This window comes from Streptomyces sp. NPDC051921 (genome assembly GCF_040680975.1).
GTDB lineage: Bacteria > Actinomycetota > Actinomycetes > Streptomycetales > Streptomycetaceae > Streptomyces.
In genome coordinates, this window is sequence record NZ_JBFAXU010000039.1 from 22995 (window position 1) to 48357 (window position 25363).

General features: G+C 68.7%; 24 protein-coding genes, 1 tRNA gene and 4 pseudogenes. 24 read left to right on the forward strand and 5 right to left on the reverse strand.

Features of this window, described 5'->3' with window-relative positions:
* Positions 1-129: 129 nt before the first annotated feature.
* Positions 130-537 (forward strand): TipAS antibiotic-recognition domain-containing protein, encoded by a 408-nt coding sequence (locus AB0M16_RS34645; RefSeq protein ID WP_365350218.1) that lies wholly within the window; start codon positions 130-132, stop codon positions 535-537.
* A 581-nt stretch (positions 538-1118) separates the two neighbouring features.
* Here AB0M16_RS34645 and AB0M16_RS34650 read toward each other — a convergent pair.
* On the reverse strand, positions 1119-1736 hold the full coding sequence (locus tag AB0M16_RS34650) for a TetR/AcrR family transcriptional regulator C-terminal domain-containing protein (RefSeq protein WP_365350220.1): 618 nt from the start codon (positions 1734-1736) through the stop codon (positions 1119-1121).
* Between the two features lie 67 nt (positions 1737-1803).
* Here AB0M16_RS34650 and AB0M16_RS34655 point away from each other — a divergent pair, with 67 nt between their 5' ends.
* Positions 1804-3045 (forward strand): beta-ketoacyl-[acyl-carrier-protein] synthase family protein, encoded by a 1242-nt coding sequence (locus tag AB0M16_RS34655; protein WP_365350222.1) that lies wholly within the window; start codon positions 1804-1806, stop codon positions 3043-3045.
* 79 nt (positions 3046-3124) lie between these two features.
* Here the strand turns inward: AB0M16_RS34655 and AB0M16_RS34660 are convergent.
* Positions 3125-3267, reverse strand: a pseudogene (locus AB0M16_RS34660) (transcriptional regulator); the annotation flags it as partial.
* 211 nt (positions 3268-3478) lie between these two features.
* On the opposite strand from AB0M16_RS34660, the gene AB0M16_RS34665 reads away from it, so the two are divergent.
* From AB0M16_RS34665 to AB0M16_RS34700, 8 genes are all read left to right on the forward strand, one after another.
* Complete coding sequence (locus tag AB0M16_RS34665; protein ID WP_365350224.1) at positions 3479-3718, forward strand: hypothetical protein; 240 nt, start codon at positions 3479-3481, stop codon at positions 3716-3718.
* A complete protein-coding gene (locus tag AB0M16_RS34670; protein WP_365350226.1) occupies positions 3718-4095 on the forward strand; it encodes a fic family toxin-antitoxin system, toxin component in 378 nt (125 codons plus the stop codon). Before AB0M16_RS34665 ends, AB0M16_RS34670 begins: the two co-directional genes overlap by 1 nt.
* A gap of 840 nt (positions 4096-4935) precedes the next feature.
* Positions 4936-5964, forward strand: coding sequence for a YihY/virulence factor BrkB family protein (locus AB0M16_RS34675; RefSeq protein ID WP_365350228.1), 1029 nt, complete (start codon positions 4936-4938; stop codon positions 5962-5964).
* Positions 5965-5973: 9 nt separating this feature from the next.
* The gene (locus tag AB0M16_RS34680; protein WP_365350230.1) at positions 5974-6552 is read left to right on the forward strand and encodes a phosphatase PAP2 family protein; all 579 of its coding nucleotides are present in this window, start codon (positions 5974-5976) and stop codon (positions 6550-6552) included.
* A gap of 82 nt (positions 6553-6634) precedes the next feature.
* Positions 6635-7051 carry a phage holin family protein gene (locus AB0M16_RS34685; protein ID WP_365350232.1) on the forward strand — a complete coding sequence of 139 codons (417 nt, stop codon included), beginning with the start codon at positions 6635-6637 and terminating at the stop codon, positions 7049-7051.
* Positions 7048-7500, forward strand: coding sequence for a DUF3618 domain-containing protein (locus tag AB0M16_RS34690; RefSeq protein WP_365350234.1), 453 nt, complete (start codon positions 7048-7050; stop codon positions 7498-7500). The genes AB0M16_RS34685 and AB0M16_RS34690 overlap by 4 nt, the downstream gene beginning before the upstream one ends.
* Positions 7497-7763, forward strand: coding sequence for a DUF4235 domain-containing protein (locus tag AB0M16_RS34695; protein ID WP_365350236.1), 267 nt, complete (start codon positions 7497-7499; stop codon positions 7761-7763). Before AB0M16_RS34690 ends, AB0M16_RS34695 begins: the two co-directional genes overlap by 4 nt.
* A gap of 438 nt (positions 7764-8201) precedes the next feature.
* Positions 8202-8663, forward strand: a complete 462-nt coding sequence (locus AB0M16_RS34700; RefSeq protein ID WP_365350238.1) for a hypothetical protein — start codon at positions 8202-8204, stop codon at positions 8661-8663.
* A gap of 106 nt (positions 8664-8769) precedes the next feature.
* Here AB0M16_RS34700 and AB0M16_RS34705 read toward each other — a convergent pair whose 3' ends face one another.
* Positions 8770-9204 carry a hypothetical protein gene (locus tag AB0M16_RS34705; RefSeq protein ID WP_365350240.1) on the reverse strand — a complete coding sequence of 145 codons (435 nt, stop codon included), beginning with the start codon at positions 9202-9204 and terminating at the stop codon, positions 8770-8772.
* A 569-nt stretch (positions 9205-9773) separates the two neighbouring features.
* Between AB0M16_RS34705 and AB0M16_RS34710 the strand changes: the two are divergent.
* The 8 genes and pseudogenes from AB0M16_RS34710 to AB0M16_RS34745 all read left to right on the forward strand — a co-directional run.
* Positions 9774-10121 (forward strand): annotated as a pseudogene (locus AB0M16_RS34710) (MFS transporter); the annotation flags it as partial.
* Positions 10122-10257: 136 nt separating this feature from the next.
* Complete coding sequence (locus AB0M16_RS34715) at positions 10258-10593, forward strand: hypothetical protein (RefSeq protein ID WP_365350242.1); 336 nt, start codon at positions 10258-10260, stop codon at positions 10591-10593.
* Positions 10590-11036, forward strand: a complete 447-nt coding sequence (locus tag AB0M16_RS34720; protein ID WP_365350244.1) for a MerR family transcriptional regulator — start codon at positions 10590-10592, stop codon at positions 11034-11036. The genes AB0M16_RS34715 and AB0M16_RS34720 overlap by 4 nt, the downstream gene beginning before the upstream one ends.
* Positions 11037-11225: 189 nt before the next feature.
* Positions 11226-11444: pseudogene (locus tag AB0M16_RS34725) on the forward strand (ATP-binding protein); the annotation flags it as partial.
* A gap of 128 nt (positions 11445-11572) precedes the next feature.
* The gene (locus AB0M16_RS34730) at positions 11573-12133 is read left to right on the forward strand and encodes a hypothetical protein (RefSeq protein WP_365350246.1); all 561 of its coding nucleotides are present in this window, start codon (positions 11573-11575) and stop codon (positions 12131-12133) included.
* Positions 12134-12364: 231 nt separating this feature from the next.
* Positions 12365-12778 carry a GNAT family N-acetyltransferase gene (locus tag AB0M16_RS34735; protein ID WP_365350248.1) on the forward strand — a complete coding sequence of 138 codons (414 nt, stop codon included), beginning with the start codon at positions 12365-12367 and terminating at the stop codon, positions 12776-12778.
* A 624-nt stretch (positions 12779-13402) separates the two neighbouring features.
* Positions 13403-13603: a cold-shock protein gene (locus AB0M16_RS34740; RefSeq protein ID WP_030221474.1), complete on the forward strand. Its 201-nt coding sequence runs from the start codon at positions 13403-13405 to the stop codon at positions 13601-13603.
* Between the two features lie 57 nt (positions 13604-13660).
* Positions 13661-13734, forward strand: a tRNA-Met gene (locus tag AB0M16_RS34745).
* Between the two features lie 517 nt (positions 13735-14251).
* Here AB0M16_RS34745 and AB0M16_RS34750 read toward each other — a convergent pair.
* Positions 14252-15190 (reverse strand): transposase, encoded by a 939-nt coding sequence (locus AB0M16_RS34750; protein ID WP_365350251.1) that lies wholly within the window; start codon positions 15188-15190, stop codon positions 14252-14254.
* A 113-nt stretch (positions 15191-15303) separates the two neighbouring features.
* On the opposite strand from AB0M16_RS34750, the gene AB0M16_RS34755 reads away from it, so the two are divergent.
* The 3 genes and pseudogenes from AB0M16_RS34755 (at position 15304) to AB0M16_RS34765 (ending at position 18050) form a co-directional block, all read left to right on the forward strand.
* Positions 15304-15618, forward strand: coding sequence for a hypothetical protein (locus tag AB0M16_RS34755; RefSeq protein ID WP_365350253.1), 315 nt, complete (start codon positions 15304-15306; stop codon positions 15616-15618).
* A 187-nt stretch (positions 15619-15805) separates the two neighbouring features.
* Positions 15806-16737: pseudogene (locus AB0M16_RS34760) on the forward strand (IS481 family transposase).
* 986 nt (positions 16738-17723) lie between these two features.
* The gene (locus AB0M16_RS34765) at positions 17724-18050 is read left to right on the forward strand and encodes a GNAT family N-acetyltransferase (RefSeq protein WP_365350286.1); all 327 of its coding nucleotides are present in this window, start codon (positions 17724-17726) and stop codon (positions 18048-18050) included.
* A 465-nt stretch (positions 18051-18515) separates the two neighbouring features.
* Here AB0M16_RS34765 and AB0M16_RS34770 read toward each other — a convergent pair whose 3' ends face one another.
* Positions 18516-20528 (reverse strand): hypothetical protein, encoded by a 2013-nt coding sequence (locus tag AB0M16_RS34770; RefSeq protein ID WP_365350255.1) that lies wholly within the window; start codon positions 20526-20528, stop codon positions 18516-18518.
* Between the two features lie 340 nt (positions 20529-20868).
* On the opposite strand from AB0M16_RS34770, the gene AB0M16_RS34775 reads away from it, so the two are divergent.
* From AB0M16_RS34775 to AB0M16_RS34785, 3 genes are all read left to right on the forward strand, one after another.
* The gene (locus tag AB0M16_RS34775) at positions 20869-21432 is read left to right on the forward strand and encodes a hypothetical protein (RefSeq protein ID WP_365350257.1); all 564 of its coding nucleotides are present in this window, start codon (positions 20869-20871) and stop codon (positions 21430-21432) included.
* 1667 nt (positions 21433-23099) lie between these two features.
* On the forward strand, positions 23100-24746 hold the full coding sequence (locus AB0M16_RS34780; protein ID WP_365350288.1) for an acyltransferase: 1647 nt from the start codon (positions 23100-23102) through the stop codon (positions 24744-24746).
* Positions 24746-25345, forward strand: a complete 600-nt coding sequence (locus AB0M16_RS34785) for a hypothetical protein (RefSeq protein WP_365350259.1) — start codon at positions 24746-24748, stop codon at positions 25343-25345. Before AB0M16_RS34780 ends, AB0M16_RS34785 begins: the two co-directional genes overlap by 1 nt.
* Positions 25346-25363 lie beyond the last annotated feature (18 nt).

Genomic DNA, 25363 nt, shown 5'->3' on the forward strand with positions numbered 1-25363 from the left:
GACCAGGTGGCGGTGTGTCACCGTTCGGCCTGGTCCGGCAGTTGATCATGGGCGGCCGGTCGATGTCGATGTGCCGGGGGCCTCTTGGGCATGCACCGGAGGGCTGAGGGAACGATGGGGAGTGATGGCGTGGGGAACAGTTACGAGGACGAGTGTCGCCGGGCGTTGGCCGAGGAGCAGGCGAAGAGCCTTGCCGAGACCAACGACTGGGAGCATGTGGACAGGCAGCGGGTCCACCAGGACTGGGACGTCCTGTACCGGGAGGTCACGGCTTTCCTGGACGGCGGCTCCCTGCCGGGGGACCACCAGATCCAGGAGCTCGTGGCCAGACACTTCGACATCGTCTGCCGGTTCTACATCCCCTCCAGGGAGGCGTACGTCGGCATGTCGCTCTTCTACGCCGAGGACGAGGCCATGAGGGCGTTCCACGATTCCTACCACCCGGGGCTGGTGGAGTTCATGGGCGCCGCGATCAAGGTGTTCGCCGGGCAAGGCGGCGGGTTCGCCCTCAGCGCAGGGCCTGTAGCTTCGGCGTAGTCGGGCGACTGGGGCCAGAACACGTACAGGCGGGTGCGCCCGGACCGGGTCCGGGCGCACCCGAAGGACCAGCGGCCGCTACAACCCTTTCCCACATCCGCAGCCGGTTGTCGACGCCTCGCCGGTTGCCGTACTTCCCAGGGACGCGGATCCACTGCGATCCCTTCTGGAACTTGCAAGCCATCGCGTCGATCACCTCTCGATGATCCTTTCATCGGCCCCCGCCGCGGTGTCCTATCCGGGAGCAACGGCTCGCATCGCGCCCACTGCGCGCGAGTCAACGGCGCACCGGACAACGGCCGGCGGGGCTGGTTGGAACGGCGCTGCCCGCCAGCCAGTCGGCCCCGTCTGCAGCCCCCGCACGTCCCGCACGAGCGGGTACGAAGCGCCCAGGAGGACCACGGCTCCGAACGCGAGTCAACAGGCCGATGCCTTGGAGCGGTATCCGCCGACGGCAACAACGAGCAGCATCGCGCGCGTAAGGATGCCGAAGGCCGAGATCAGAGCGCAGATGCGGTGAACCACACGGACGACGTCGTCAACGACGGCTCGGCCGGCTGAAGTGATCCAAGCGAACCGGCTCAGCCGTGCTCGGCCTGGTCGTGGACGGTGAGTGCTCCGGCGAGGTCGAGGTCGGTGACGGTGCCGTGTGCTCCCGCGCGGACGAGGAGCACTGCACCGAGCGCGGTGCTCCAGAACGTTCTGGCCTCCGCGCTGAGGGGGCGATGGGTCCTCCAGCCGCGACTGTCGAGGATCTGGTTCAGGAAGCGTTCGGATTGCCGGAACAGCAACTGCAGGTGCCGGTCGACCACGGGGGCGAGTTCCGGTTTGGAGATCCCGGCGGCGAGTGCTCGCGCGACCGACGGCAGTGAGGGCATTGCCAGTACTGCCCGGGCGACGTTGCGTCGGAACGCAGCCGCATCGGGGGCTTGGCGGCCGATGCGCTCGATCCGTCGGGCGTCGTGCAGCAGGCCGAGGAAGGCCGCGTGCACGAGCAGGGAGTCCTTGGAGCCGAAGTAGTAGGTGACCTGGTTGGGGAAGGCGTCTGCCGCGTCTGCGATCTCCGCGACGCTGACCTCGGCGCCGGGCCGCTCACGGCAGAGCCGTGCGGTGGCCTCGATCAGTCGGCGCCTCGTCGCGCGTCCGCGGTCCCGCGACCGGGCCGACGTTGACCGTGCTTCGGTTCGCTTCTTCTCCACGCCTTCATTGTATGTGATACAACAAGGCTTCATTCGCTTGTATCGCATACAAGAAAGGTCCAGGGGTATGCACCGGACTGAAGTCGTCGTGACCGGACTCGGCGCGATCACGCCACTCGGCGGAGACGTGGAGTCCACCTGGGGTGCCCTGCTTGCCGGCGAATCCGGCATCCGCGGCGGCGTCCTGCCAGGCCACAAGGACATCGGCCTTCCCGACATCGTCGCGGGCACCATGGCCATCGACCCCGCCACCCTGCTGCTGCCGGTGCAGGCCAGGCGGCTCGACCGCTCACAGCAGGCAGCCTTGATCGCGGCGGCCGAAGCCTGGGCCGATGCCGGCGCCCCCGGGGTGGATCCGGACCGGCTCGCGTCAGCGATCGGCACGGGCATCGGCGGCGTCGGCACGCTGCTCAAGCAAGACGACGTACTGGAGGCGGCCGGGGTACGGCGTGTCTCGCCACGCACGGTCCCGATGCTCATGCCCAACGCGGCGGCAGCGCTGATCAGTATCGAATACGGCGCGCGGGCCGGGGTCTACACGCCCGTCTCGGCGTGCTCCTCCGGCGCCGAGGCGATCGCCCTCGGAGTCAGGCTCATCCGCGCCGGCGAGGCGGACGTCGTCATCGCGGGTGGAACCGAAGCCGCGATCACCCCGATCACCGTCGCCGGCTTCGCCCAGGCGCAAGCACTGTCGTGCCACACCGCCGAACCCGCCTCGGCCTCTCGCCCGTTCGCCGCGGACCGCACCGGATTCGTCCTCAGTGAAGGCGCGGCCGTCGTGGTGCTCGAAAGCGCCGAGCACGCCAGCGCCCGAGGCGCGAGCGTCCACGCAACAGTGGCGGGCGCCGGCATCGCCGCCGACGCCCACCACATCACAGCGCCCGCGGCCGACGGCTCCGGGCAGATCTCGGCCATGCGCAAGGCCCTCGCACAAGCCGGCCTGGCTCCCGAGCAGATCAGCCACATCAACGCCCACGCCACCGGAACCCCGCTCGGTGACATCGCCGAGGCGCACGCGATCGGGAAAGTCTTCGGCCGCGCCACCGTGACAGCCCCCAAGGCGGCACTCGGCCACCTCTTCGGCGCCGCCGGCGCAATCGAAGCGCTCATCGCCGTCCTCAGCGTCGAGCACGGTGTCATCCCACCCACCCGCAACCTCACCACGACCGGCGTCGACCCTGACATCGACCTCGATATCGTCACAGAGCGACGAGACGCCCCCCAAGAGGCGGTACTCAGCAACTCCTTCGGCTTCGGCGGGCAAAACGTCTCACTCATCGTCACCAGCGCACGCCACCAAACGTCCTGACACGGCCTCCACCACGCCATGCCTCACACGCACGCACGATCGTCCGTGGAAGCCGCCGCTGATTGATCGAGTGTTGCAAGAGCTCGGGGTGGCCGAGGAAGTGGGCGGCGGGGTCGGGGAGCGTGCAGCACACCGCGTAGATCGCGTACGCCCCCTCCCGCTCATACCCGCCGATGCCTCGGCCCGGGCCGGCGCCTCACGGAACGGATCCGGTAGGACACGGGGGGATTGCGCCGCGGGAAGCGGCGTCGCACGCGAGGACAGGGCCGGCCCTGCTTCCCGGCTCCCCACGGAAGTAGGCGCGTGATCATGGCGTCCCGCCGATCCTTCGCCCCCATGCGGGGGCAGTGGGCCCGGGCACCATCGCGTCGCCGGAGCGTCAGCCGCTGCCTGAAGACTTCACTCGAGTGGTAACAGGTGTTACCGTCAGGGTATGGCCAAGACACAGCTGGGCGCGCGCGTCGACAGCAGCATCAAGGCACTGGCAGAAGCACGTGCCAAGGACCGGGGCCTCAGCCTCGGCGACTACATCGCCGTTCTCGTCCACGAAGACACCGAAGGACTGCGGCAGCGAGGCCTGCACGCCGCGGAGCGGTTCCTCGCCGAACACCAGGGAGTCTTCGACGAAGCCGAGGACGCCGATCGCCGCACCCCTGGATCACACGCCGCTTGATGGAACTCCACATCGACGTCCCCTGGATTCTGCGTGTCGCAGAGATCGCGGGGGCGGGCGACCCCGCTCCGGAAGACTACGGAGTGCCGGTGGCAGCCGTCGCCGCGCACCGCGCCGAACTACTCGACCAGCCCGTCTACGACGGCCCCTACGCCAGGGCCGCCACCCTCGTGCACATCCTCGGCCGCTGCCGTTGGCTGGAACGCTCCAACATGGCCGTCGCAGCCGCCACCGGCGTGATGTACCTGGAGGCCTCCGGGATCCCGGTCAAACCCACCCGGACGGACGCCATCGCTCTGCGCGACCTGCTGCAAGACCCCACCTGCACCGCGGCGAGGATCGCCGCCCTGCTGCGCGGTTGGCCCCGAAGCACCTGAAATCCGCAGCCGACTACCCGCGTGCCACCCTGCCCGGCCTGCTGTCTTGCACTTGGCAGCCCTCCGCGGCTTCCTGGCGAGCTTTGACGATGTCTATGGCGACCTTGGCGCCCGCAGGGTGGTGGTGTCCCTCGTTCCAGCCCCAGCCCCAGCCCCAGCTTGGGAGCGGCGTGGCCGCGTGCCGGGGGAGGTCAGGCACGTCCTACGGTCGCTGGAACGCCCCAGCACAGGTGGGGGGGTGTTCCCGGATGCGGGCCCCGCGCTCAGCGCGGGGCCCGTTCTCGTCAGCGCCCGTCCATCCGGAGGGGCCGCCGGTCCGCGTGCCGACTGCGTCACCGATCGATGCCGGGCTGTCATGCCGCAGCGCCGGGTTCGACGCGAGGCAGGGAACCCGTTTCCCAAATGCGCCCTGTTCCAGCGCCTGTCGGTCGTCATACAGGGTGCCTCGGCCGGCATCAGCACGGCTGTCTTGGGGGCAGTCCGCGCGCCCGTGCCGCACACGCTGCTGACGGGGCGGTCTGCAGCCGTCCCGCAGGAAGCAGCGCCGCCCGGTGCCGGCCGCCGGCTGCGGCGTCCGGCACCGGGAGCTGGGGCAGCCAGCTGCCGTCCGGCCACGCGGTGGCGAGCTGTGTCGGCGGGCGGTCGGCCCCCCGAATCCAACCCGGTCGGCGCCCCACACCGCGCCACCGGAGTCGAGCGCTGACCCCAAGCGTGCCGGTACGGGCTCCAGCCGCGGAGAAGGCAACCGATGCGAGATCCCGAGGCACAGGCCTGCGACCACCGGTTCGCTTCCTGCTCGGCGAGCGGCATGAGCACGGCCGGAGTGGAAATGCGCCGACTATGAGCCCCACGAACACACCGGAACACGAACGCCGGCCCGCCGTCGACGCGCCCGCGGGTCCCGGCCGGCAGGTCGAGGAGCAGGCGCCGGATCGGCTCTCGGACTTGCCCAGGGGGTCCTGGAAGGCGGTGCTGCGCGGGACGCTGAAAGAGTTCAAGAACGACGAGCTGGCCGACCGGGCGGCGGCGCTGACCTACTACGGCGTGCTGGCCCTCTTCCCCGCCCTGCTGGTCCTGGTGTCACTGCTGGGCATCGCGGGAGAATCGGCGACCAAGCAGGTCCTGGACAACCTGCAAAAGCTCACCCCCGGCGCGGCACGAGACGTGATCACCAACGCGGTACAGCAGCTGCAGGGCAACGCCGGCCTCGGCTCGCTGCTGGCCATCGTGGGCATACTCGTCGCGATCTGGTCAGCCTCCGGATACGTCGCCGCGTTCATCCGCACCTCCAACGCCGTCTACGACATGCCCGAGGGCCGACCGGTGTGGAAGGTCCTGCCACTGCGCGTCGGGCTGACGGTGGTGCTCATGCTCCTCGCCGTGGCCAGTGCGCTCATCGTGGTGTTCACCGGCGCCCTGGCCCGGCAGGCGGGATCGGCGCTGGGGGTCGGCGACACCGCGATGACGGTGTGGTCGATCGCGAAGTGGCCCGTTCTGCTGCTCCTGGTCACCATCATGATCGCGCTGCTGTACTGGGCCGCGCCGAACGCCAAGGGCCGCGGCTTCAAGTGGGTGACCCCAGGCAGCTTCCTGGCGCTGGTGATCTGGATGCTCGCATCGGCCGGCTTCGCGTTCTACGTCGCGAACTTCGGCTCCTACAACAAGACGTACGGCACCCTCGCAGGCGTGATCATCTTCCTGTTGTGGCTGTGGATCACCAACCTCGCCGTCCTCCTGGGCCTCGAGTTCGACGCCGAGATGGTCCGCCAGCGCGCGATCGCCGGCGGGCTGCCCGAGGACGAGGAGCCCTACGTCCAGCCCCGCGACACCCGGGCATGGAGTGATGAAGAGCGGCGCCGCCTCAAGTGAGCGCTGGTCGTGGGCGATGGAGGGGAGACGAAGACGGAGATGAAGGTGCTGGCGGGACTCCAGGACCAAGACCATCAGCTGATTCGGCGCGTGGCGGCCTGGGACTCCCCAGCAGCGCGTCGACTGCTGCCCGCCGTGGAGGAGGCAGCGGAGCACACGAAGCTGTGGTGGGCCGCCGCCCTGGTCATGACGGCCACAGGAGGGTGGCGCGGCCGCAGGGCCGCAGCCGGCGGGGTCATGACCATGGCAGTCGCGGAACTGCTGTCGAACGGGGTCGTCAAGCAGCTGGTCGAGCGGCGCCGGCCACCCGCCAAGTGGATTCCCCACGGCGACGACGTGGAGAGGCCGGACAGCTCGTCGTTCCCCTCCGGCCACACCGCCGCCGCCGTCGCCTTCACCGCCGCTGTTGCGCAGGCGTGGCCGTGGGCCGGGGCCGCCTGCGCCGTCCCGACCGTGCTCGTGGCTCTCCAGCGGGTCCACAGCGGAGCCCACTACCCCTCCGATGTGGCGACCGGCGCCGTGATCGGCGGCGCGGCCGCGGCTCTGGTCCGCCTGTCGCCCCGTCTGATGGTCCGCTGTCGGCGATGACTTCGCGTGCGCGAGGGGTGACCGGCGAGCGGCAGGGTAGGCGCGGCCTGGGATCCCGTGAGTGGAAGAAGGTGAAGACTCAATGAGCCCGGTTGGAAGCGATTTCGGCCACGGCAGCGACGTCGCGGCGGGTGAGCTCGTGACGCGGGCGTCACGGCAGATCTCGGAACTGGTCCGGGAGGAGATGCAGCTGGCCCGCGCCGAGATGACCCTGAAGGGCAAGCGCTACGGGGTGGGCGGCGGCCTGTTCGGTGGCGCCGGTCTCCTGGGCGTCCTGGCCGCCCAAGCTCTGGTCGCTGCCGCGATCGCGGCCCTGGCCCTGGTTCTGCCGGTGTGGGCATCAGCCCTGATCGTCGCCGCCGCACTGGCCGTGGTGGCCGCGGCTGTGGCCGTGGCCGGGAAGAAGCAGGTCGCCCGCGCCGGGAGTCCCACCCCTGAGAAGACCATCGACAGCGTCAAGGCCGACGTGGCCGAGATCAAGGAGAAGGCACACCGATGAGCCACCAGCCCCAGGGCGACCGGCCCGCACCGACCCCGGAAGAGCTGAGCGACCGGGTCGAGCACGCGCGCGACCAGCTCGGCCAGACCGTACAGGCCCTGGCCGCCAAGACCGACGTGAAAGCGCAGACCAAAGCGAAAGCGGCCGAGGTCAAGGATCAGGCCGCGCTCCTGACCGGCCAGCTCCGGGACAAGGCGGCCCAGGCTGCCGGACTGATCAAGGACAAGATCCCCGACCCCGTCGTCGACAAAGCAGCCCACGCTGCGGCCCAGATGCGTGACAGCACGATCCACGCCGGTCACCTGGTCGCCGACAAGACACCGGGACCGGTACGCGACAAGGCCGCCTCAGCCGCCACGGGGGCGCGGACCAACCGCACCCCTCTGCTCGCCGCCGCCGCAGTGCTGGCCGTTTTTCTGCTCCTGCGCCGTAACCGGAGGAACAAATGAAGGCATCCAAGATCGCCTACAAGCCCGTCGGGCTCGCCCTCGGCGCAATCAGCGGCATGGCAGCGGGCCTGGCCTTCAAACAGACGTGGAAGATGGTCGGCCACGAAGACGACGCCCCGGACGCCACCGACGAAGACCGCACCTGGAAGGAGGTCCTACTCGCCGCAGCCCTGCAGGGCGCGATCTTCGCCGTCGTCAGGGCCGCCGTCGACCGAGCAGGAGCCGCCACCACGCGCCGCCTGACCGGAACCTGGCCCGGCTGAACCGGCCTCACGGCCCCGCCCGCCCCCGCCAGGCGTCATCCGGCCCCACCGGGAACTGACCGGAGGAACGCCGTGGCTCCGCCCGGGCCTGCACGTACTCGCCACGGCCGCCGTCACCGCAGCGATCCTGATCGACCGCTCGGCGGCCACCCGGCCACCGCGCGACCGCCCTGGTGCCAGCGCCGCACGACCCCCTGGCGGCGTGCAGCCCCCGAAGGCACCCTCAAGGGCAGCCGGCAACACCCACGCGACCCGGCCGCATCCGCTGCCCACAGAAACCGGTCTGGCAAGACGCCGACCAACACCGCGAGCGGTACTGGAACACGGCTCACGTCCCGTCCCTGTACCCCCAACGCGACAGCAGGCGCCACAACGGCCGACGGCCTCGGCTCGCCCGGACGGGCGCGTGAGGCCCCGCAGCTCGGGCACACGAACCTCATGCAGGGACACCACGCGCGCCCCAAGAGCACTCCGCCCACCCCTAAGGCGTCCCCCTCGTCGGGCGCCAAGCACGCCCGCCAGGGTGGTCTCACCACCCGGCTACGCCGCCGGCTCCGCACCTACACAGCGGTCGACTTCCTCTCCACCCACATCCCCGGCACATCAGGACCCGGTGAAGAGTGCCTGCTCCTGGTCAACGGGCGCCAGGTCGTCGGCCAGCTCCACTACCAGTTCTGCGCCACCTGCGCCTACGGCGTCATCACCGCCATCTCGATCAACACGCCATTTCGAGACACCGGCCTGGACATCCGGGCGCTGTCCCACCTCCGCTCGCGCCACCCGGGAACCACCTGGCGGAGCACCGCACACACCGGCACCGAAGACGACCTCCTGATGAGCATGCGCATCCCCATCCTCCGCTCCCCGCCGCCCTGCCCCCACGCCCCGGCTCTCGCGTGAACGGACAACCACCGTCGGCTCCTCTCTGTGGGCCAGGGTGAATGCGGACATCAACCCGGCCACGACGACCAGCCCCGTCACCAGGAGCACCCTCTCGACAGCAGCGTCAGCGCGGAATCCTTCCCGCAGTGAATCCCTCGCCGTCCTGGAACTCGATCAGCACTCCTCCGTCGACGAGGTAGATCCAGCATTCAGGAGAGCACTCCAGCACCGCCTCCGCCTGGAGTGCCACAAGCGCGGCAGGCAAAGCCACGGACGGCACGGCGAGATTGCTCCAGAGCACCACTGCGAGTTCATCCGCCCCAGCGTACGAAGCCACCAGCCTGTGCAGTTCCTCTGCGTCGAACGAATCGCACCTCTCGATCACCTCGGCCCCTGCCCAGTCCAGCCGGGTCGACCCCACAGCCCCGAAGCGCCCCACACTGAGTGCGGCGAACGTGCGGTCCTCCCGGAACGACAGCACCATCGCTGCTTCGCCGACGGCATCCAGCAGCGGCGTGATCACCTCCGGGTGCGTTCCATACATCTTGTCAACGCTCAAAGCTCCACCTGCCCCAACGATGTTCCGTGCGGCAGCAGGCTACGTCCCTGCAGACAAGCCAAGCGATCATCGGTGTGCAGGACGGGACTGAGTCAGGCGTGGGGGCCCTGGTTGAGCCGCTGTCTCGCCGGCGTCGGTCGTGCCTGGGAGCGGTTCGGCAGGGGTGTCCTTGCTCTCACATCCGTTCGCGCCGGTCGGCGGGATCCGGCGTGTGTTCGCACTCAACCGACGCCGTCCCCGGGCCCCTGCTCCCCAAGAGCGGCCGCTGCCGCTTCCCCTCGGCATCACCCACCTCACCCCGCGCCAAGCCCACAGGACGCCCCAGGCACGCAGTAGTCACATGACCGACCAGACAGGCTCTCAATCCCCCCCCGGGCTCGGACTGTTTCCTTGCGCCGGATCGGTGTGACCCGGGATCCGGCCGATGACTTCGAGGACCCCAGCGCGCCCGAAGGTCCGCTGCGCCGGTGTGTGCTGTATCGAATCACCCGTGCCATGCATGCGGCCTGCACCGGGCGGCAGGACACGAGCCTGCTCGGCTGAGCAGGTCCCGGCCCTCATGGCGGGGTGCCCGCGATTGGCCGGGACGGTCTGGCCCTGTGGGGTTCGTCGTCGTGTTCCTGGCAGCCCATGTCGTGGGTGCTGCGACCTTGAGCTTCCCGGTCCTGGTTGTGTCCCGGGTGGTCGCGGCATGGGGTATGGGGAGTTTCTCGTCGTGGCGCTGACAACTGCGACCATGCAGGTGCCGCCCGGCAGGGAGGGACGGGTGCTCGCCGTGCTGTTGTGGGGCACCACGGTCGCCGGTGTCTCCGGGGGACCGGTGCTGGGCGCTGTGCTGGGCTGGCGGGCTGTTTTTCTGGGTTGTCGCTGCTCTCTGTCCGCCTGCAGCGATCGGCTGCTTGAAATCGGTCATCCCCTGTTCCGGCTTCCTCGTACCTGCGCAATGGATCTCCCCACACACGCAGCTGCTCTGGACGCTTGCATCCTGTACCCAGGTACGGGTTTACCGTCGGAGGTGTTCCCCTCCCGGGGATGTGACGACGGGAGAGCACGATGAGCGATCTGGCGTGGGTGCCACTGTCCTGCACGCTGCCCACGGAGGAGCGGCCTCTGCGGGTCGCGGAGTGGGATGCGCTGTTCGCCGAGCGGCTGACTGCGATGTCCCGGTCGCAGCCGCTCCAGCTGCGGCTTGAGCTGGCCGGTGGAGAGGGTGTCGAGGATCGGGTCCGCGACCTTGTGGAGCGCGAGAGCGGTTGCTGCTCGTTCTTCACCTTCACCACCGCACCCGGCAAGGACCTGATCAGGCTGGACATCTCGGTCGACGAGGCGCACGAGGCGGTCTTGGACGCGCTGGCCGCGCGGACTGCGGCCGCTGGGCAGGAGCGGTGAGCGCGGGCCTGCGCAGCGGTCAGGTCGCGGAAGCGGCCGGGGTGAACATCCAGACGCTGCGCTACTACGAGCGGCGTGGCCTGCTGGCAGAGCCGGAACGCAGCATCGGCGGTCACCGCCTCTACGGCGAGGACGCGGTGACCGCGCTACGGGTGATCAAAGCTGCCCAGCGGCTCGGATTCACGCTGGACGAGGTCGCCGAGCTCCTGGAGGCCGGCCGCCACCGGCACGGCCGCCCCGTGGCCGGGCTCCAGGACCGGGCCGCCGCCAAGCTCGCCGAGGTCGATGCGAAGATCGCCGACCTCACCACCATCCGCACCGCGCTTGCCGCTGCCGTCGAAGCGGGCTGCGACGACCTCACCCTCTGTGCGTCCAGCACCTGCTGCCCCATCCCCTTCACCGACCTCGCCGAGGAGAACCGTCATGCCGGACCCTGTTGCTGACCCCCGCCCCCACCGCGCCCCGAAGGCGCTCGGGGCCTGGCCGCGCTGGCCTGCGTGGCGTGCTGCGCGCTGCCTGTCCTGATCACGGCGGGCGTCGCCGGAGCCGGGGCAAGGGCGATCGTCGGCTGGCTGCCCGCCCTCGCCGTGGCCCTGGCCGTGCTCGCCGCCGGGACCTGGTTGTACGGCCAGCGCCGCCGAGATGCTGTTCCAGGTTCTGACCGAGAGGGAGGAAAAGAACAGCGTGGCCATCCTTCCCACGAGTCGTTCGGTGGCTGGACCAAGACCTTCACCGACCCGCGGCTCTGCGCGGCCATCGTCGACCGACTCACCTTCAACGGCACCGTCATCGAGACCGGCACAGAGTCCTACCGACTCGCCCAGACCAAAGCCAAGCAGCAGCGAACCTAGCGATCGCCTGGAAATCACTGCGGCCCTAGCAGGCGGAGGAGCGCGCGCCTGAAGGCACCTGACGGGCTGCTGGTCGGCCATTGACATGATGGGCTGCGGCAAGATTTCAGCTATCTACAGGGGGGACGATGAAGGCTGAAGCCGATTCCGGAGTCGCCGATCGGGATGAGTGGTCCTATGCGCCAGCGGTCGGCGTCGGACCGCTCCGGTTCGGTATGACCGTCGACGAAGTGGTCGAGGCCTTTGAGGTTCTCGGCCAGACGAAGGTCAGCGATTGCCCGCGCGTCCACGCGATCTTCTCGCCCACCTGGAAAATCGGGGTCCATCGCCGCGGGGTGGCCTCTTCACTGCCTGCCGTCACGGCCTACGTGAGTCAAGCCGCGGGGCTGTTCTGCATCGCAGCCGACGCCGTGCACGGTCCCCAGGTCGGGCACGATGGAATCCCGCTGGTCGGAAGAGACCTGTCGGAACTGGAGAGCGACGACATCGCGCATGCCGAGGCAGTGGATGGTCACTTTCGCTACACGCCCGAGGGCTATGCAGGACCGGATGATCCCGGGGTCGTCATGCGCGGGCAACGCGTCGGGCAGGTCCTGCGATCGCGCCCGTTGTTCATGGTGACGCGCGACGGCGCGCATACCGAATGGGACTCGATGCCTTCCGAGGAATACCACCACGGTCAGTCATGACCTGACCTGGTGTGACTTTACGAGAGGTGAAGGAGGTCGCCGCCCCATGGTCGGCTGGGGCCACGCGAGACCAGAAGCCGGGGCCGCGGCAAGCGTGAGGCAGACTGGCGATCTTGACGTGGCCGACGAGCGTGAAGTCAGATCCAGTGAGAAGTCGGCATCGAGAAGCGGCACAGCCGCAGGGGGTTCGGCGTGTTCATCACGGAAGAGGGCGTTTTCGATCCTGATGAGATGCTGAGCCTCTACGACTCGGTCGGCTGGGAGGGCTACACCGCCGACGTCGACAAGCTCTGCCGCGGCCTGCGGAACTCTCACCTCGTCATCACCGCACGAGACGGTTCAGGAACGCTCCTGGGACTGGCCCGGACCGTCTCCGACGATGAGCACATATGCTACGTCCAGGACGTCGTGGTCAATCCAGCACATCACCGGCAGGGCGTCGGCCGGGCTCTGGTCGAGCACCTCATGCGACGTTACTCGCACTGCCGCTTCTTCCTCCTCTCCACAGACCACGAGTCGGCGCCGGAGGGCAGGCGCAACCACGCGTTCTACCGGAGCCTGGGCTTCCTGTCCTACGAGGAGAAGCAGATGGCGGGCTTCGGGCTGCCCAGGAACCGCCCTGACCTGCGTGACATGACGTCATAGAGATTCGCCGATCCCGGCCGCAGCGCGGACATGTCCGCCCTCACTGACCAGCCCCATCCCGGTGATGAATGCCGGCCGTGACACGTCCCAGACGCGACCATGCCGTCATTTCTCATCGACAACCGTCAGCCCAGCGATGGCCACCTGCCTCCGAAACCGGTCGACAATCGCTGTTCCTTGAGATCAACGACGCCACCCCAGCGAGTGGCTGGTGGGTGGGGTCGGCCCGGGCGCCTGGCCGCAGATTTTCGTAGGTGCTGGGTGGGTGATGGTGTTCTGCCGGGATGTCCTGCTCCTCCCGGGCCGGTGTCTGGTCGGTTCGGGGGGTGTCTGACGGGGCGCCGGGTGCCGGGGCGGTCGTGGCGGCTCCGGGAGCGCCGGTGTTCTCCGGCGTGTTTGTGATGTCGCGGGCGGGTGATGGGCGGGTCGGCCCGGTGCCGGCGTGTGTCGGGGGAGGGTGCGAGTTCCCGTTGGGTGGTTTTGCGTCGGGCTTTTTTGCGTTGGTGGATGAATGATCGAATGGGGGAGGCTCGGGTGAGGTAGAACGGGTGTCGGGCCTTCGCTTTCGGGCGTGGGCTTCCATGAGGCCGCCGGGGAGCCCGGCAAGATCGAAGGATGCGCAGTATGGCCAGCGGTACCGTGAAGTGGTTCAACGCCGAGAAGGGCTTCGGTTTCATCGCCCAGGACGGCGGCCCGGACGTTTTCGCCCACTACTCCAACATTTCGGGCAACGGCTATCGGGAGCTGGTCGAGGGAGAGACGGTCACCTTCGACGTCACCCAGGGCCAGAAGGGCCCGCAGGCCGAGAACATCGTCCGGGGCTGACCCGCCACGAAATTGCTCGGCTCCCGCGTCGCCTGCTGTGTAGGGTGGGATCACCGACGCGGGGTGGAGCAGCTCGGTAGCTCGCTGGGCTCATAACCCAGAGGTCGCAGGTTCAAATCCTGTCCCCGCTACGAAAGGTAGGGGCCCGGCATGCCGGGCCCCTACCGGCTTTCCGCCCTCTTGCGACACCATGCCAGGCCGCAGCGGGGCGGAGGCGGATCCTGCCGTTCTCGTGCCATCGCGAGGGACGGCCCCCCGTCGGCCGGCTGCGGTCTGGCGTGGCGACGGGCTGTACCAGGAGGCAGGGGAACCGTCGCGCCACCCCCGGCTCCTCGGCCCCTGGCCCCGCCCCGCTTTCCTGAGGCAGACACAGTTCCGAAGACCAGCGCCACATGACCAGGACGACGTCCGCTGCCGTGCTCCGAGGCGACGCCTGCTGCCGCGCCCCGGGGTGACGCCTGCTGCCGTGTCCCGGGGCGGCGCCCGCCCGCGGCCGCGCGCCGGGACGATGATCAGTTCGCGGCAGTCTGGGCGCGGCCGGCACCCGTTGTGGCCCGGGCTTCGCGTGGCTCGGTCTGGTGCTTGCCTTCGACGAGGTCCGGTTGTCGGTGGTCGTCCACCACATCGGCCGTACCCCGCGGCGCCGGGTCACCGGCAGCATGTCGTCCTACCGCGCCCCTGGCCCGCGCCCGGGCCGGCTTCGTTCGTGTGAAGGCATGTCGTGAAAGAAGGGCCACGCCTAGGGCGTGTATCGAATGTGCTGGTCGCAGCCACTCGTTGATGGCTGCGACGAGGATGGTCGCCTCGTAGCGGACCGCGAGTTTGTCGTACCTGGTGGCCACGGCGCGGTGCCTTTAAGGCGATTAATGCCGCACTCGACCGCGTGCCGAGTCTTGTAGTCCTCGGCGTCGAACTTGGGCGGCCGGCCTCCACGCGAGCCGAGCTTCTTGCGGTTGCGGCCTGGTCGGCCTTGTCCGGGATGGTGCAGCGGATCCCGCGTCGGCGCAGGTAGGCGCGGTTCTTGCGGGACGCGTACGCTTTGTCGGCGCGGACCCGGTTGGGCCGGGTGCGCGGGCGACCGGCACCGCTGCGGGCGATGCGGACCTTCTTCAGGACGGACTCGAACTGCGGGGAGTCGCCTCGCTGCCCGGCCGTGATCACAATCGCCATGGGCTTCTGGCCCTGCTCGACGGCCAGGTGCAGCTTGGTGGTCAGGCCGCCGCTCGAGCGCCCGAGGCCGTGGCCGTCCGGCTCGACGGTGATACCGCCGGGCGGCTCGACCTGCAGGTCCCCCTTTCCTCGCCCCCGCGGCGTGCTGGTGGGCCCGGCACACGGTGGAGTCGATGTTGAGGTCCCAGGTGATGAGCTCCCTGGCGTCGGCCTGGGCCTGCAGTTCAGCGAAGATCCGCTGCCAGGCGCCGTCCCGCTGCCAGCGGCGGAACAGGTCATACGCCCGGGCCCAGGGACGTACCGCTCCGGCACGTCCCGCCACGGAACACCGGTACGGGTGCAAAACCGTATGTCATCGATCAGCTGCCGCCTGGTCCAAATCGGCGGACGGCCCGGCTTGCTGCCTCTGGGCAACAACGGCTCCAGTCAGGCCCACTGCGTATCCGTCAGATCCCCACGTGCCACCCGGTGATCATCACAGACCGTGATCTACTTCTGGGCATGGTGCCGATGAACGAGAAGCCGAGGCCATGACCAACCACTGCTGCGAGGCGATGAACAGTCGCGTGAACGTGCGCTGCGACCAGCACGACGACCCTTTCGCCTGCCCGGACGCGCTGATTAAGTTCAGTGCCAAGTTCCAGGAGTACGGGCTGATCATCCACGACGGCGGCACGTCGAGCATCGCCATCGACTTCTGCCCCTGGTGCGGACGGCGTCTCCCCGAGTCACAGCGGGACCGATGGTTCGACGAACTGGAACGACGTGGGATCGATCCGTGGGAGGACGAAGTCCCGGCCGCGTTCCAGGACGACCGCTGGCTCGCCACCCTGCCTCGGGACTGACCGGCCGACAGCCTCTCAAGCCACTTCCGATACACGCACTAGTTGTTCTGTCCCGGGAGGTTGTGGACGGGTGATGCAGGTTTCGGCTGAGGGATCTTGAAATGGGTGAGGGCCTTCTGGCCTGGTGTGGATTGCGACATCTGCACCGGCGACCAGAAAGGCCCTCAGGCCCCACTGTAATGCACCCCTGACCGAGACCGGACGCCTGCGCCTGGCCCGCTGCGTGGTCGGGGACGGCTGGCCGCTCCGGCGGGCCGCTGAGCGGTTCCAGGTCTCGCCGACCACGGCCCAGCGGTGGGCCGCCCGCTACCGGACACTGGGCGAGAGCGGCATGGCCGACCGCTCCAGCCGCCCGCACCACAGCCCGCGCCGGACCCCGAACCGCACCGAACGCCGGATCATCAAAGTTCGCGTCCTGCGCCGGTGGGGCCCGGCCCGCATCGCTCACCTCCTGCACCTGGTCCCTTCGACCGTTCACCGGGTCCTGACCCGCTACGGCCTGGCCCGTCTGACCCATCTGGACCGGGCCACCGGTGCCGTCATACGCCGCTACGAGCGCGACCGGCCGGGCGAACTCGTCCACGTCGACATCAAGAAGCTCGGCAACATCCCCGACGGCGGCGGACACAAGGCTCTGGGCCGCCAGGCCGCCGCAAGACCCGCCAGAACGCCGGCTACAGCTACATCCACACCGCCGTCGACGACCACTCCCGCCTTGCTTTCAGCGAGATCCTCAGCGATGAGAAGAAGGAGACCGCGGCCGGTTTCTGGCAGCGGGCCCAGGCGTTCTTCACCTCGTGCGGGATTACCGTCGAGCGCGTCCTGACCGACAACGGCGCCTGCTACAAGTCCCACACCTGGCGCTACACCCTGGCGGCGGCCGGGATCACCCACAAACGAACCCGGCCCTACCGGCCCCAGACCAACGGCAAGGTCGAACGGCTCAACCGCACCCTGCTGGAGGAATGGGCCTACGCCCGCCCCTACCGGTCAGAGCAGGAACGACGCGACGCGTTCCCCCACTGGCTGCACTCCTACAATCACCACCGCGGACACACCGCGCTCGCAGGCAAACCACCCGCCAGCCGCGTCCCCAACCTCACAGGGCAATTCACCTAGCGCGCGAGACGAGGGCACCTCTCGGCGAATCGAGGCGGGCAGGATCGGCCCCGTCACCCGGCTGATCGTTCACGGCGCAGTCAGGCGGCGTCGTCTGGTGGGGGCGGTCCGAGGCCGGCGACGTGGCGGCGATCGTCGTCATCAGTGGCGTGGCGGGCGCCGAAGCGTGAGGCCGCTGCCGCCTCTCCCTGTCCTGCAAGTCGCGTAGCCGGACGTGGCTGCCCGCTTTCGGCGAACGTGCTCGACGCGCTGCCGAAGTTGGCCCGCCCGCAGCCAAGCGCGCGATCCAGGAGATCTGCAACGCTGAGGGCAAGGAGTGTGCGGTGTGGGCGGTCGCTGTGTTTCGGCGAGCTGTTCGGGGCGTGGTGCTTCAGGGTCGTTGAGTGGATGGGTGACGGTGGGGGAGGGCTGTTGGTGTTCTTCGGTTTCCCGGGGAGTGTTGGATCCGCTTGTGGGCCACGTACCCGATCGAGTCGATCTTCGCCGTTATGGGTCTGCGGACCAAGGTCGCCATGGGTGCAGGTAGCCGGGCCGCCGCGCTGGCTGTGGTCTTGAGGCTCATCGAGTCAGGCCGGGAACGCTGGCGGGCCGTGAGCGCACCGCGCCTTGTCGTGCGCTCGTCCGGGCGGGTGGTCGCTTCGAGGGGGGTGTCCTGGTCGAGCTGTCGGGGGCCCGCGCGGTTTGAGCACGACTGCCTGCCGTGGGTCGGAGGTTTGGTGGCGGGTTCGGTCTGCGGGTGGTGAAGATTGTGGCTTGGTCAGTTTCTTGGGGACTGGCTGGTTTGTGGTGCGTGTGTTCAGGGCGGGGGATGTCGGCCGTCTGTTTGTTCTGGGCATTTGCTCTGGGGTCGTGTGTTTCGTCGACGTGGTCGTCGTGTGGGTCGGGGGGTGATCGAGGGGCGGTCTTTGCCGGGGTTTCTGCATGGCTGTTCGTGCTGGGGGACGTGCGGTTGCTGGGCCGTGCTGGGGAGGATCACCGGCGCGTTTGTGGGTTGGTTGGAGTTCCGGCCGTTGGGGGAGTGCAGTTCTGCGGTGGTCGTACTCGGTTACCGGTTGGCCCAGGTGGCGTGGGGGCGTGGCTATGCCACTGAGGGGTCCCGGGCTCTGGTTGACGAGGGGTTCGCGGAACTCGGGGTCGAGTGGGTGACCGCGAATGCCATGGCTGTCAATGTCCGCTCGCGTCGTGTGATGGAGAAGTCGGGGCTGTCTTTCGTGCGGAATTTCATCGGGGAGTGGCCGGAGGTGATCGGGGGCTCCGAGCACGGTGAAGTGGAGTATGAGCTCACCGGGACCGAGTGGGAGCAGTCTCGATAGATGTCAGCGGCCTGATCCGCAGCTTTTGGCAGTTGCTTCCCAGGGCGTTGGTGGTGTGTTGATGGTGGTGTGTTGACGTGTCTCAGGTTTTGCCTCGAGCGGCTCGCGGGGTGGTCGTGCGGGTGGTCGTGTCTGGCTCTCGGTGTCGGCGTCTTCGATCTTGATGTGAAAGGGCATGCGACTTCTTGTGTGGGCAGTTCTGTTGGGTGGTGTGGCCGGGGTGAGCGTATGCGAGGGGGGCATCCGCAGTGGCGAGAGCGTCGGGACCGCTCGACCGGTTTCGGCACGTCACGCTGGCCAGGTCGGTCCTCGTCCTCTCGCCGCTTTGGTTGCCGAGGAACTGTGGGCCGCCTGGGCTTCGGTGGTCTGTTCTGGGCGGAAGAACATTCCGGTGGAGATGGAGAGCGGTCTGCTGACCGCCACGTTTTGGGAGGCGGGGGAGGGGTGCCGTGGTGTGTTGGGAATCTAGCCGCCGAAGAGTGTGGTGAGCGAGGTGATGAGTGGGAGTGCGGGGGTGGCGATGTCGGCGCTGGAGGTGAGCAGGAGCCGGAGCTGTTGTAGTCGCGAGGTTGCCGCGGCCCGTTCCTCGGGGGTGTGGGGTGTCAGGCGGGCGAGTTCGTGCACGGTCTCTGCCGCTTGTGTTCGCCTGCTGTCCTCCAGGCTGGTGCTCGTGAGGATGAGGTGGAGGAGTTGAGCGAGCTCGTCGGCATGGGGTGGGGTGCTGTGCGTGTTCTGGAAGTCTTGGATCAGCGTGTTCTGGGGGTTGTTGATGAAGGTGGTGTTTTCCCCGTGGAACTCGAAGCTGTCCGGCACGGTTCCTCCTCGGTTGATGACGACTTGACTGTCGGCGATGGTGAGCGCGGCGGGCGCGGGGATGGTGGCATGGACCGCAGCCATGATGGATTGGTGTGCGTCGCGAAGTTGGGCGAAGGCGCCGTCGGCCATGGCCTCCACGGTGGCCGTGGTGTCCACGGCGGTGTCGGACCCCGTGATGCTGAGGCGTGCGTATGTCTGGTTGGTGACCAGTTCTCGCAGGGCGGCCGCGGCGTCGCTCGGTGAGTCCTCGTGGTCGGTTCCGGGTCGTCGGGAGGCTTGAGGAAACGACCGCGGTTCGCGTAGGAGCCCGGGGGTCGAGTCGAGCGCCCGGGTGATGCCTCCGAGGAGAGCGCGGAAGGCGGCGGTGGATGGGTGCGCGATGCGGAAAACGATCTTCTCGGCGTTCCGCAGGTCCTCGCTGGACGCGCGGAACATCACGAGGCAGGGGAGCTGGTCCGGGACGACTCCGAGGTGTGAGGCGAATTCGTACGCAGCGTGTGGGTCGTAGGGAGTCCACTGCAGCCAGCGCATTCCCGACAGCACTCGAAACAGCTCCGGCTCGAGATGCTGACGCCAGTACCTCTTCGCCGAGGGCCACCGCCTTCGTCGCTCGAAGACGAGGATCCGGGTCGAGCCGCCCGACAGGACGTTGAGGTCCTCGAAGTGGGTCCGGACGTACCGTGCGAGCTCGACATCGGCTGTGGTGTACAGCAGAACTCCCCACACGAGCGGCACGCCGACGGGCCGGGCCCTCTCAGCGATCTGCAGATAGTGCAGCGCCTCATGGGTATTGCGAGGAGTGACCATGCAGGGCATGGCCGACTGGCTGGCCCGAAGCGGCGAATTGTTCACGGCGTCTGCGAGTTCCGGCAGATGGGGATCGGCCTGTGACGGCGCGGAGGGACCGCCGCTCCGCGCGGCCCAGGCGGCCGCCACCTGTTGCAGCGTCAGCAAAGGGCCCGCGTCTCTCGCGTGACTGAGCCACCGGACCACGTCGGCCAGGGAGCGCTCCTCGTGGGATCGCCGGAATCGCCGCCACTCGGTCGAAGCGAACTCGGCAGTCGGCCCAGGGTCTTGACCTGGCTGTGGATTCAGGAGGGTGGTGAAGTAGGAGCGCAACACCAACTCGGGCAGATGGTCTTGCTCGAAGCTGATGTCGAGCACCAGCAAGTCGCCGTCCTCCAGGCCCTGCTCGGACAGGGTGCTGGAACGTGCGAGCTGGCCCTGGTCCGCTCCTGGCTCGTACAACCGCACCTTCACAAGGGGCTCCATGAGCCCGTCGCAGAACACGTCCGAGGCCGCGTCCCCTTCACCCCAGATGCGGGGGGAGGGCGACAGGAGACTCGGATGCCAGCGGCGCAGGAACTCCTCCCAGCACCGTGCTGCGAAGGCGGCGCCGAGGGTACGGGCGGGATCCCCAACCTCCATCACGAACGAACGGTCGGCTACCTGACGGCCTGTCTCCTTCCATCGTTCGACCGCATCAGGCCTCCCCGCTTGTTCCTCGAGAACGCATCCCGCACTCATCGCGTATGGGGGTAAGTCACCCCATGTGCTCTCGCGCACGGCCACATACACCCGCATGCCCACCCCCGTGATCTCCTGGCCCCCGTCCGCCTCGATCGCGACGGAGGCCCCCTCGCACAGCAGCAGTGCCTTCATCGGAACAACGCCTGCACAGGGCACCGTGCTCCCGTTGGCGGGCCTGACTTTCTGCCCGCCGTGGGCCGCCTTGGCGGTCGATGAGCCGAGACAGGTTTCATCTGCCCCGAGTGCGTCGCCGGACCACTCCGGCCGGCCGGCTGGAGTGGTCCGGCTTGGCATCATGCCCAGGGTGGCTGCGTAGCTCACAACGAGAAGCGGTTGTCGACGCCTTCTGAGGACGGCGGGTGAGGGACGGCGCCAAGAATGTAGGTGAGAGGTAGGAACGGCTGCAGTGGCTCCATGGCATTGCGGCGTCGCACCGCCACACTCGGAGTGGAGCGGAGAGAGGCGGTACCGGATGAGCAGCACGGTGGTGCCACTGGTGATCGCGTTTTTGGGGATCGTCGGCACTCTCGTATCAGCACTGATGACACAGAGGCTCGCCGAGAAGGCCAAGGCCCAGGAACTGGATCACTCAGCACGGCAGCGTTCCGAGGAGCGACAGTACGAAACCCAACGCGCGTCGGCCGAGGCTGTTCGGACCTGCTACGTCAGGCTGAACACGGCGTCACTCGACTATCAGTCCGAGCTCAACCACTTCTGGCATGCGCTGCGGGCCGGCCATGTCACGGACGGCATGAGATCTCGTCTGGACGATGCAAGGCGCGAGCAACGGGCGCGCTACTCCGAGGCGCAGATGCGGGTTCCGGACGACGTGCTCATGGTCGTCGACCGCGTCCACCGCAGGCTCAACCGCATCTATGGGGTCCTCAAGCGTCTGGACGGCGGGATCCCGTCGCGCTTGGAAGACGATGAGTCCCTCGACGAAGCGCACCATCAGATCGTGGGGCTCTGGGAGCAGCTCACGGAGATGCGCCGCACCATGCGCCGGAGTATCGGTGTGGTTTCGGACGGTCTCTAGCGGGACTCCTGTGGGGCAGTGCACACCCGTGCTCTTGGAGCAAGCAGCCCCACGTTTCCAGAACTCGGCGACTTTGCTCTCGCCTCGATGACGGTGCTCTCTCGGCTGAGCAGCAGACGTTCCTGAAACTCATCTACAAAACCACCCAGGGCTGCGGCGCACGCCGCAGCGCTGACCGGCGGTGACGTCGATCCCCCTTCCGCCGAGGTGGCGAGCGCACGTGAAGAGCCGGGTGGGCATGGGGGCAGGGAGCGTCGCCATCGACCTGACCAGGACGAATGACGCCCCCGGGGTCGACAGGACGTCGCTCCCTCTTCAAGGCCCGAGCTCGTCGACCGTCCCGGAAGGTGGCTCGGCCGTCGCGTCAGCAAGCCGTTGCAGGCGGAGCGCGACGGCCCGAGCTCGTCAACGGTCCCGGAAGGTGGCTCGGCCGTCGCGTCAGCAAGCCGTTGCAGGCGGAGTGCGATGTGTCCGCTGCTCGGCGCGGCAGTACACGGGGGGAGGGAGGAGGCACCGAACCCGTTCCCACTGGGCGGCTCGCTGCCGCACCACCAGCCACCACGCCCTCACCAGCCCGCCGGCGAGCGCGACCAGGAATACGGGCCTCCACGGATAGGCGTGCACGAAGTCCACGACCGCGGCGAGCACGGATCCCATGGCGACGAGGCCGCCGGCGCCCGGGAGCAGCTGCTCGGTGCCATCAGTTTTCGGTGACCGGCGCCGGGCCGGACAAATGCCGGCTCACCGCCCGCCCTGCGTCGGGTCGCATCGGATCGGATAGGAGTCCGTCGGCACCGGCCGCGGAGCCGTCTTCTTCCACCCCGGTCAGCGGATCGGATACGAGACCGTCGGAGCGGGACGAGGCGCAGGCTGCTTCCCGCTGGGCGAGGTGATCGGATACGTCACCGGGGGCGAGGACCGCGGCGCCGGTAACCGCTCCGTCCCCGTTCCGCCGCCCGCTGGTGTGCCCGAGCCGCCGAACTCGGACACGGCCGCCACGATGCCGATCGTGAGCGCGGTCTCCTTGCTCGTCCCTGCCGGCGCTCTCCCATGGCGGCGGACCGCCGTCCCGTCCTTCTTTCTGTACCCCTCGATGAACGGCAAGACCGAAGTCCCCTCCCTGGGCGCATGCGCGCGCTCCCGCGCAACCGACCCATGGAGGGGCCGTCACTGACATCACGTCACGAAACCGTCGCTCGCCTGGATCTTGAGAGGGTCGTCCGTCGGGGTTCGGCCTCGGAGAACTCGGCACCGCGGGTATCGGCGAGTGACGACCCCCTCTGTGATCACTGTCCTGGCCTTGTCGGTGTCCGAGGGGATGTTCGTGGTGCGGGGCTGGTCGGCCGGCCTCTACGTGCTGGAGTGCCTGCGAGCGGGGTGGCTGGGTGCACGGTGGGGGTGTCGCGGGTTGTTCTCGGTGCCGGGTCGGTCGTGTGGGGCGAGGTCGCGGAGCGGGGTGTCGAACCCACGGCGTGGCGTGCGACGCGCGAGCCGTGGGGAGACGAACCCGACTCGTTGCTGGTGTCGGAGTCCTATGACGGTCCGAGGTCGCCGCGCAGCGATGACGTGCCACGTTTTTCACTGTCACGCGCACGCGACATCCAGGGGCCCTCATCCGCATTCCCTATGCATATTTCGCATTCCGTGGTGCTAGGGTTGCGGTCGTGATGGGTACGGAGGACATCCTCAGGCTCACCGTGTCTGCGCTGATGACGCGGACCGGCGAACGACAGGGCGACCTGGCCGCCGCCCTCGGCCAGTCGCAGGCGCAGGTCTCGCGCAAACAGGCGGCCAAGAGCCACTGGTCCCTGGAAGACGTCGACCTCCTCGCCGCGCACTACCGACTGCACGTGCTCGACCTGCTCGCCGGACCCACACACGCCGTTGGGGTCCTGCACGGCGCGGTGCCCAGCCTCCAGTCCGGGGCGCAGGCCCTCGCGGTCCCACTCCCGCCCCGCGCCCCACTCCCTTCGGCCGCCGCACGGTCCGCGCCCGTTCCCGATCTGGCCGCGCCGGTCGAGGAAGCCGCGCTGCAGGACATGGCGGAAGCCGCCGCCGGCACCGGCAACGCGGCGGCCCCGGTGAGCATGGGGCGGCCGTGTGTCCTGTGCGGGCAGCCGGCCCGGGATGAGGTCGACGGCTACCCGCAGCACCTCACCCCCGCCGAGTGCGGGGCGGCGGTCACAGCCGCGGGCGCGGCGGCGGCCGGCTCGGCCACGCCGACCGACATCCCTGCGCCCGACCCCGCCGGGCAGGCCGCGCCCCAGCTGCCCACGGCCGCTCGGTGCGAGGTGCCGGTGCCTGCCGCGTCGACCCTGTCGGAACCGGCCCGGCCGCAGCGCGGCGCCAGTGCTCCGGGCTACGCCTCCACCACCCTCGTCGAGCAGATCACCGGCCCGGTCCGCGACGTCCTCGCGGCGTGCTCGGGTGACGTCGACGCGGCGCACGCGGAGCTGATCAAGCGCGCGATCCCGGACGTGATGGCGCTGCTGAAGAAGTCCCGGGTGGGCGGCCGTTACGAGCACTCCGAATTCCCGCCGACCGCCGATGTGCTGAGCAAGAGGTCCCAGAAGGGAGCCGACGACATTTGGGAGGGCCGCCCGAAGTGGCGTAACCCTGAGATTTTCGCGGCGGCGAAGAAGGGCGAGCGTATCGAGGTGACCGCCCTCGACATGAACGCGGCCTATTTGTCGGCGCTCAAGGCATGGCTCCCGATCGGCCAGCTCCGCGAGGACACCAGCGGCGTCCACGACCCGAAGAAGGCCGGCGTCCACCTGATCACCCCCGCCGACTGGCACCACACCGACCTTCCCCACCCTCTCGGGGCCCGGATGGAGCCGGGGGAGCTGTGGGTCACCGAGTCCACGCTGCGCCTGCTGCTCGACTGCGCCCGCCAGGGCCTCGCGGACGCCCCGGTCATTCACCGGTCGCTGGTCTCCGGCGCCTCGGAAGCGCTGCTGGAAAAGATGCGCCGCGCGCTTGCGGAAACCCGGAAGACCGCGCTGGTGAATGGCGACGAACTGACCGTCGCCTATGTGAAGGCAATGTATTCTAAGTTCGTGTCGACGATCGGTGAGTCCAGTGCGAACCGTGAAATCCGCCGCCCGGACTGGATGCACATCATCCGCTCCAAGGCGTTCGCGAATCTGTGGATGAAGGCGCACAAGGCGCACAAGGCCGGACTTCAGGTCGTGGAGATTTCCGGAACGGACGAACTGCACGTCGTGGGGGACTGGCGGGCGGTTTTCCCGGAGGGCCGGGACCTGAACCAGGTCAAGGAAAAGGACACTTACATTCTTGGGGGTAAGCGGTAATGGCAGGTTCTCCGGACCTGTGGTCCCGCTGGGGAGAATTCCAGAAGTACAACACCCGCGGGATGAAGGGTGGCGAAGCCCTGATCCTGGAACTCAACCGGATCGTCCACTCCTCGGGTATTTCCTCGCCGGTCACGTCCAAGCGCGGCCTTTCCGCACGCCTGCGCTACCTCGACAGCGCCGCCGGCCGCCAGGCGCTGAAGGACCGGGGAGTGTCGGCCCGCACGATCCGCTCGTGGATGCAGGGCAAGTCCAAGCCCTCGAAGGCCAACCTGGAGCGCATCGACAGCGCCTACTGGGAGCGCCGGCGCGAGAACCTGCTGCGCTCCGGCTGGTTGAAACGCCACCTCGACAACGACGGCCGCGGCCGCCGGATGGAGATCTACCCCGTCGACCAGACCCACGTCCCCGAGGAGCGGCTGCGCCGGAACCTCTCCCAGCGGTCCCTCACCGTCCGATACGTCTGGGGCGACCTCGTCGACGCCTACGCCGCCCAGGACGCCGACCTCGTCGACGAGATCTGGGACGACGTCATCAGCGACCTCGACTCCGACTACAACGCCTACGCCTACGTGTCCTCGGTCGGCATCGGAGCCTGACCCCCACGCCGCGCGGCG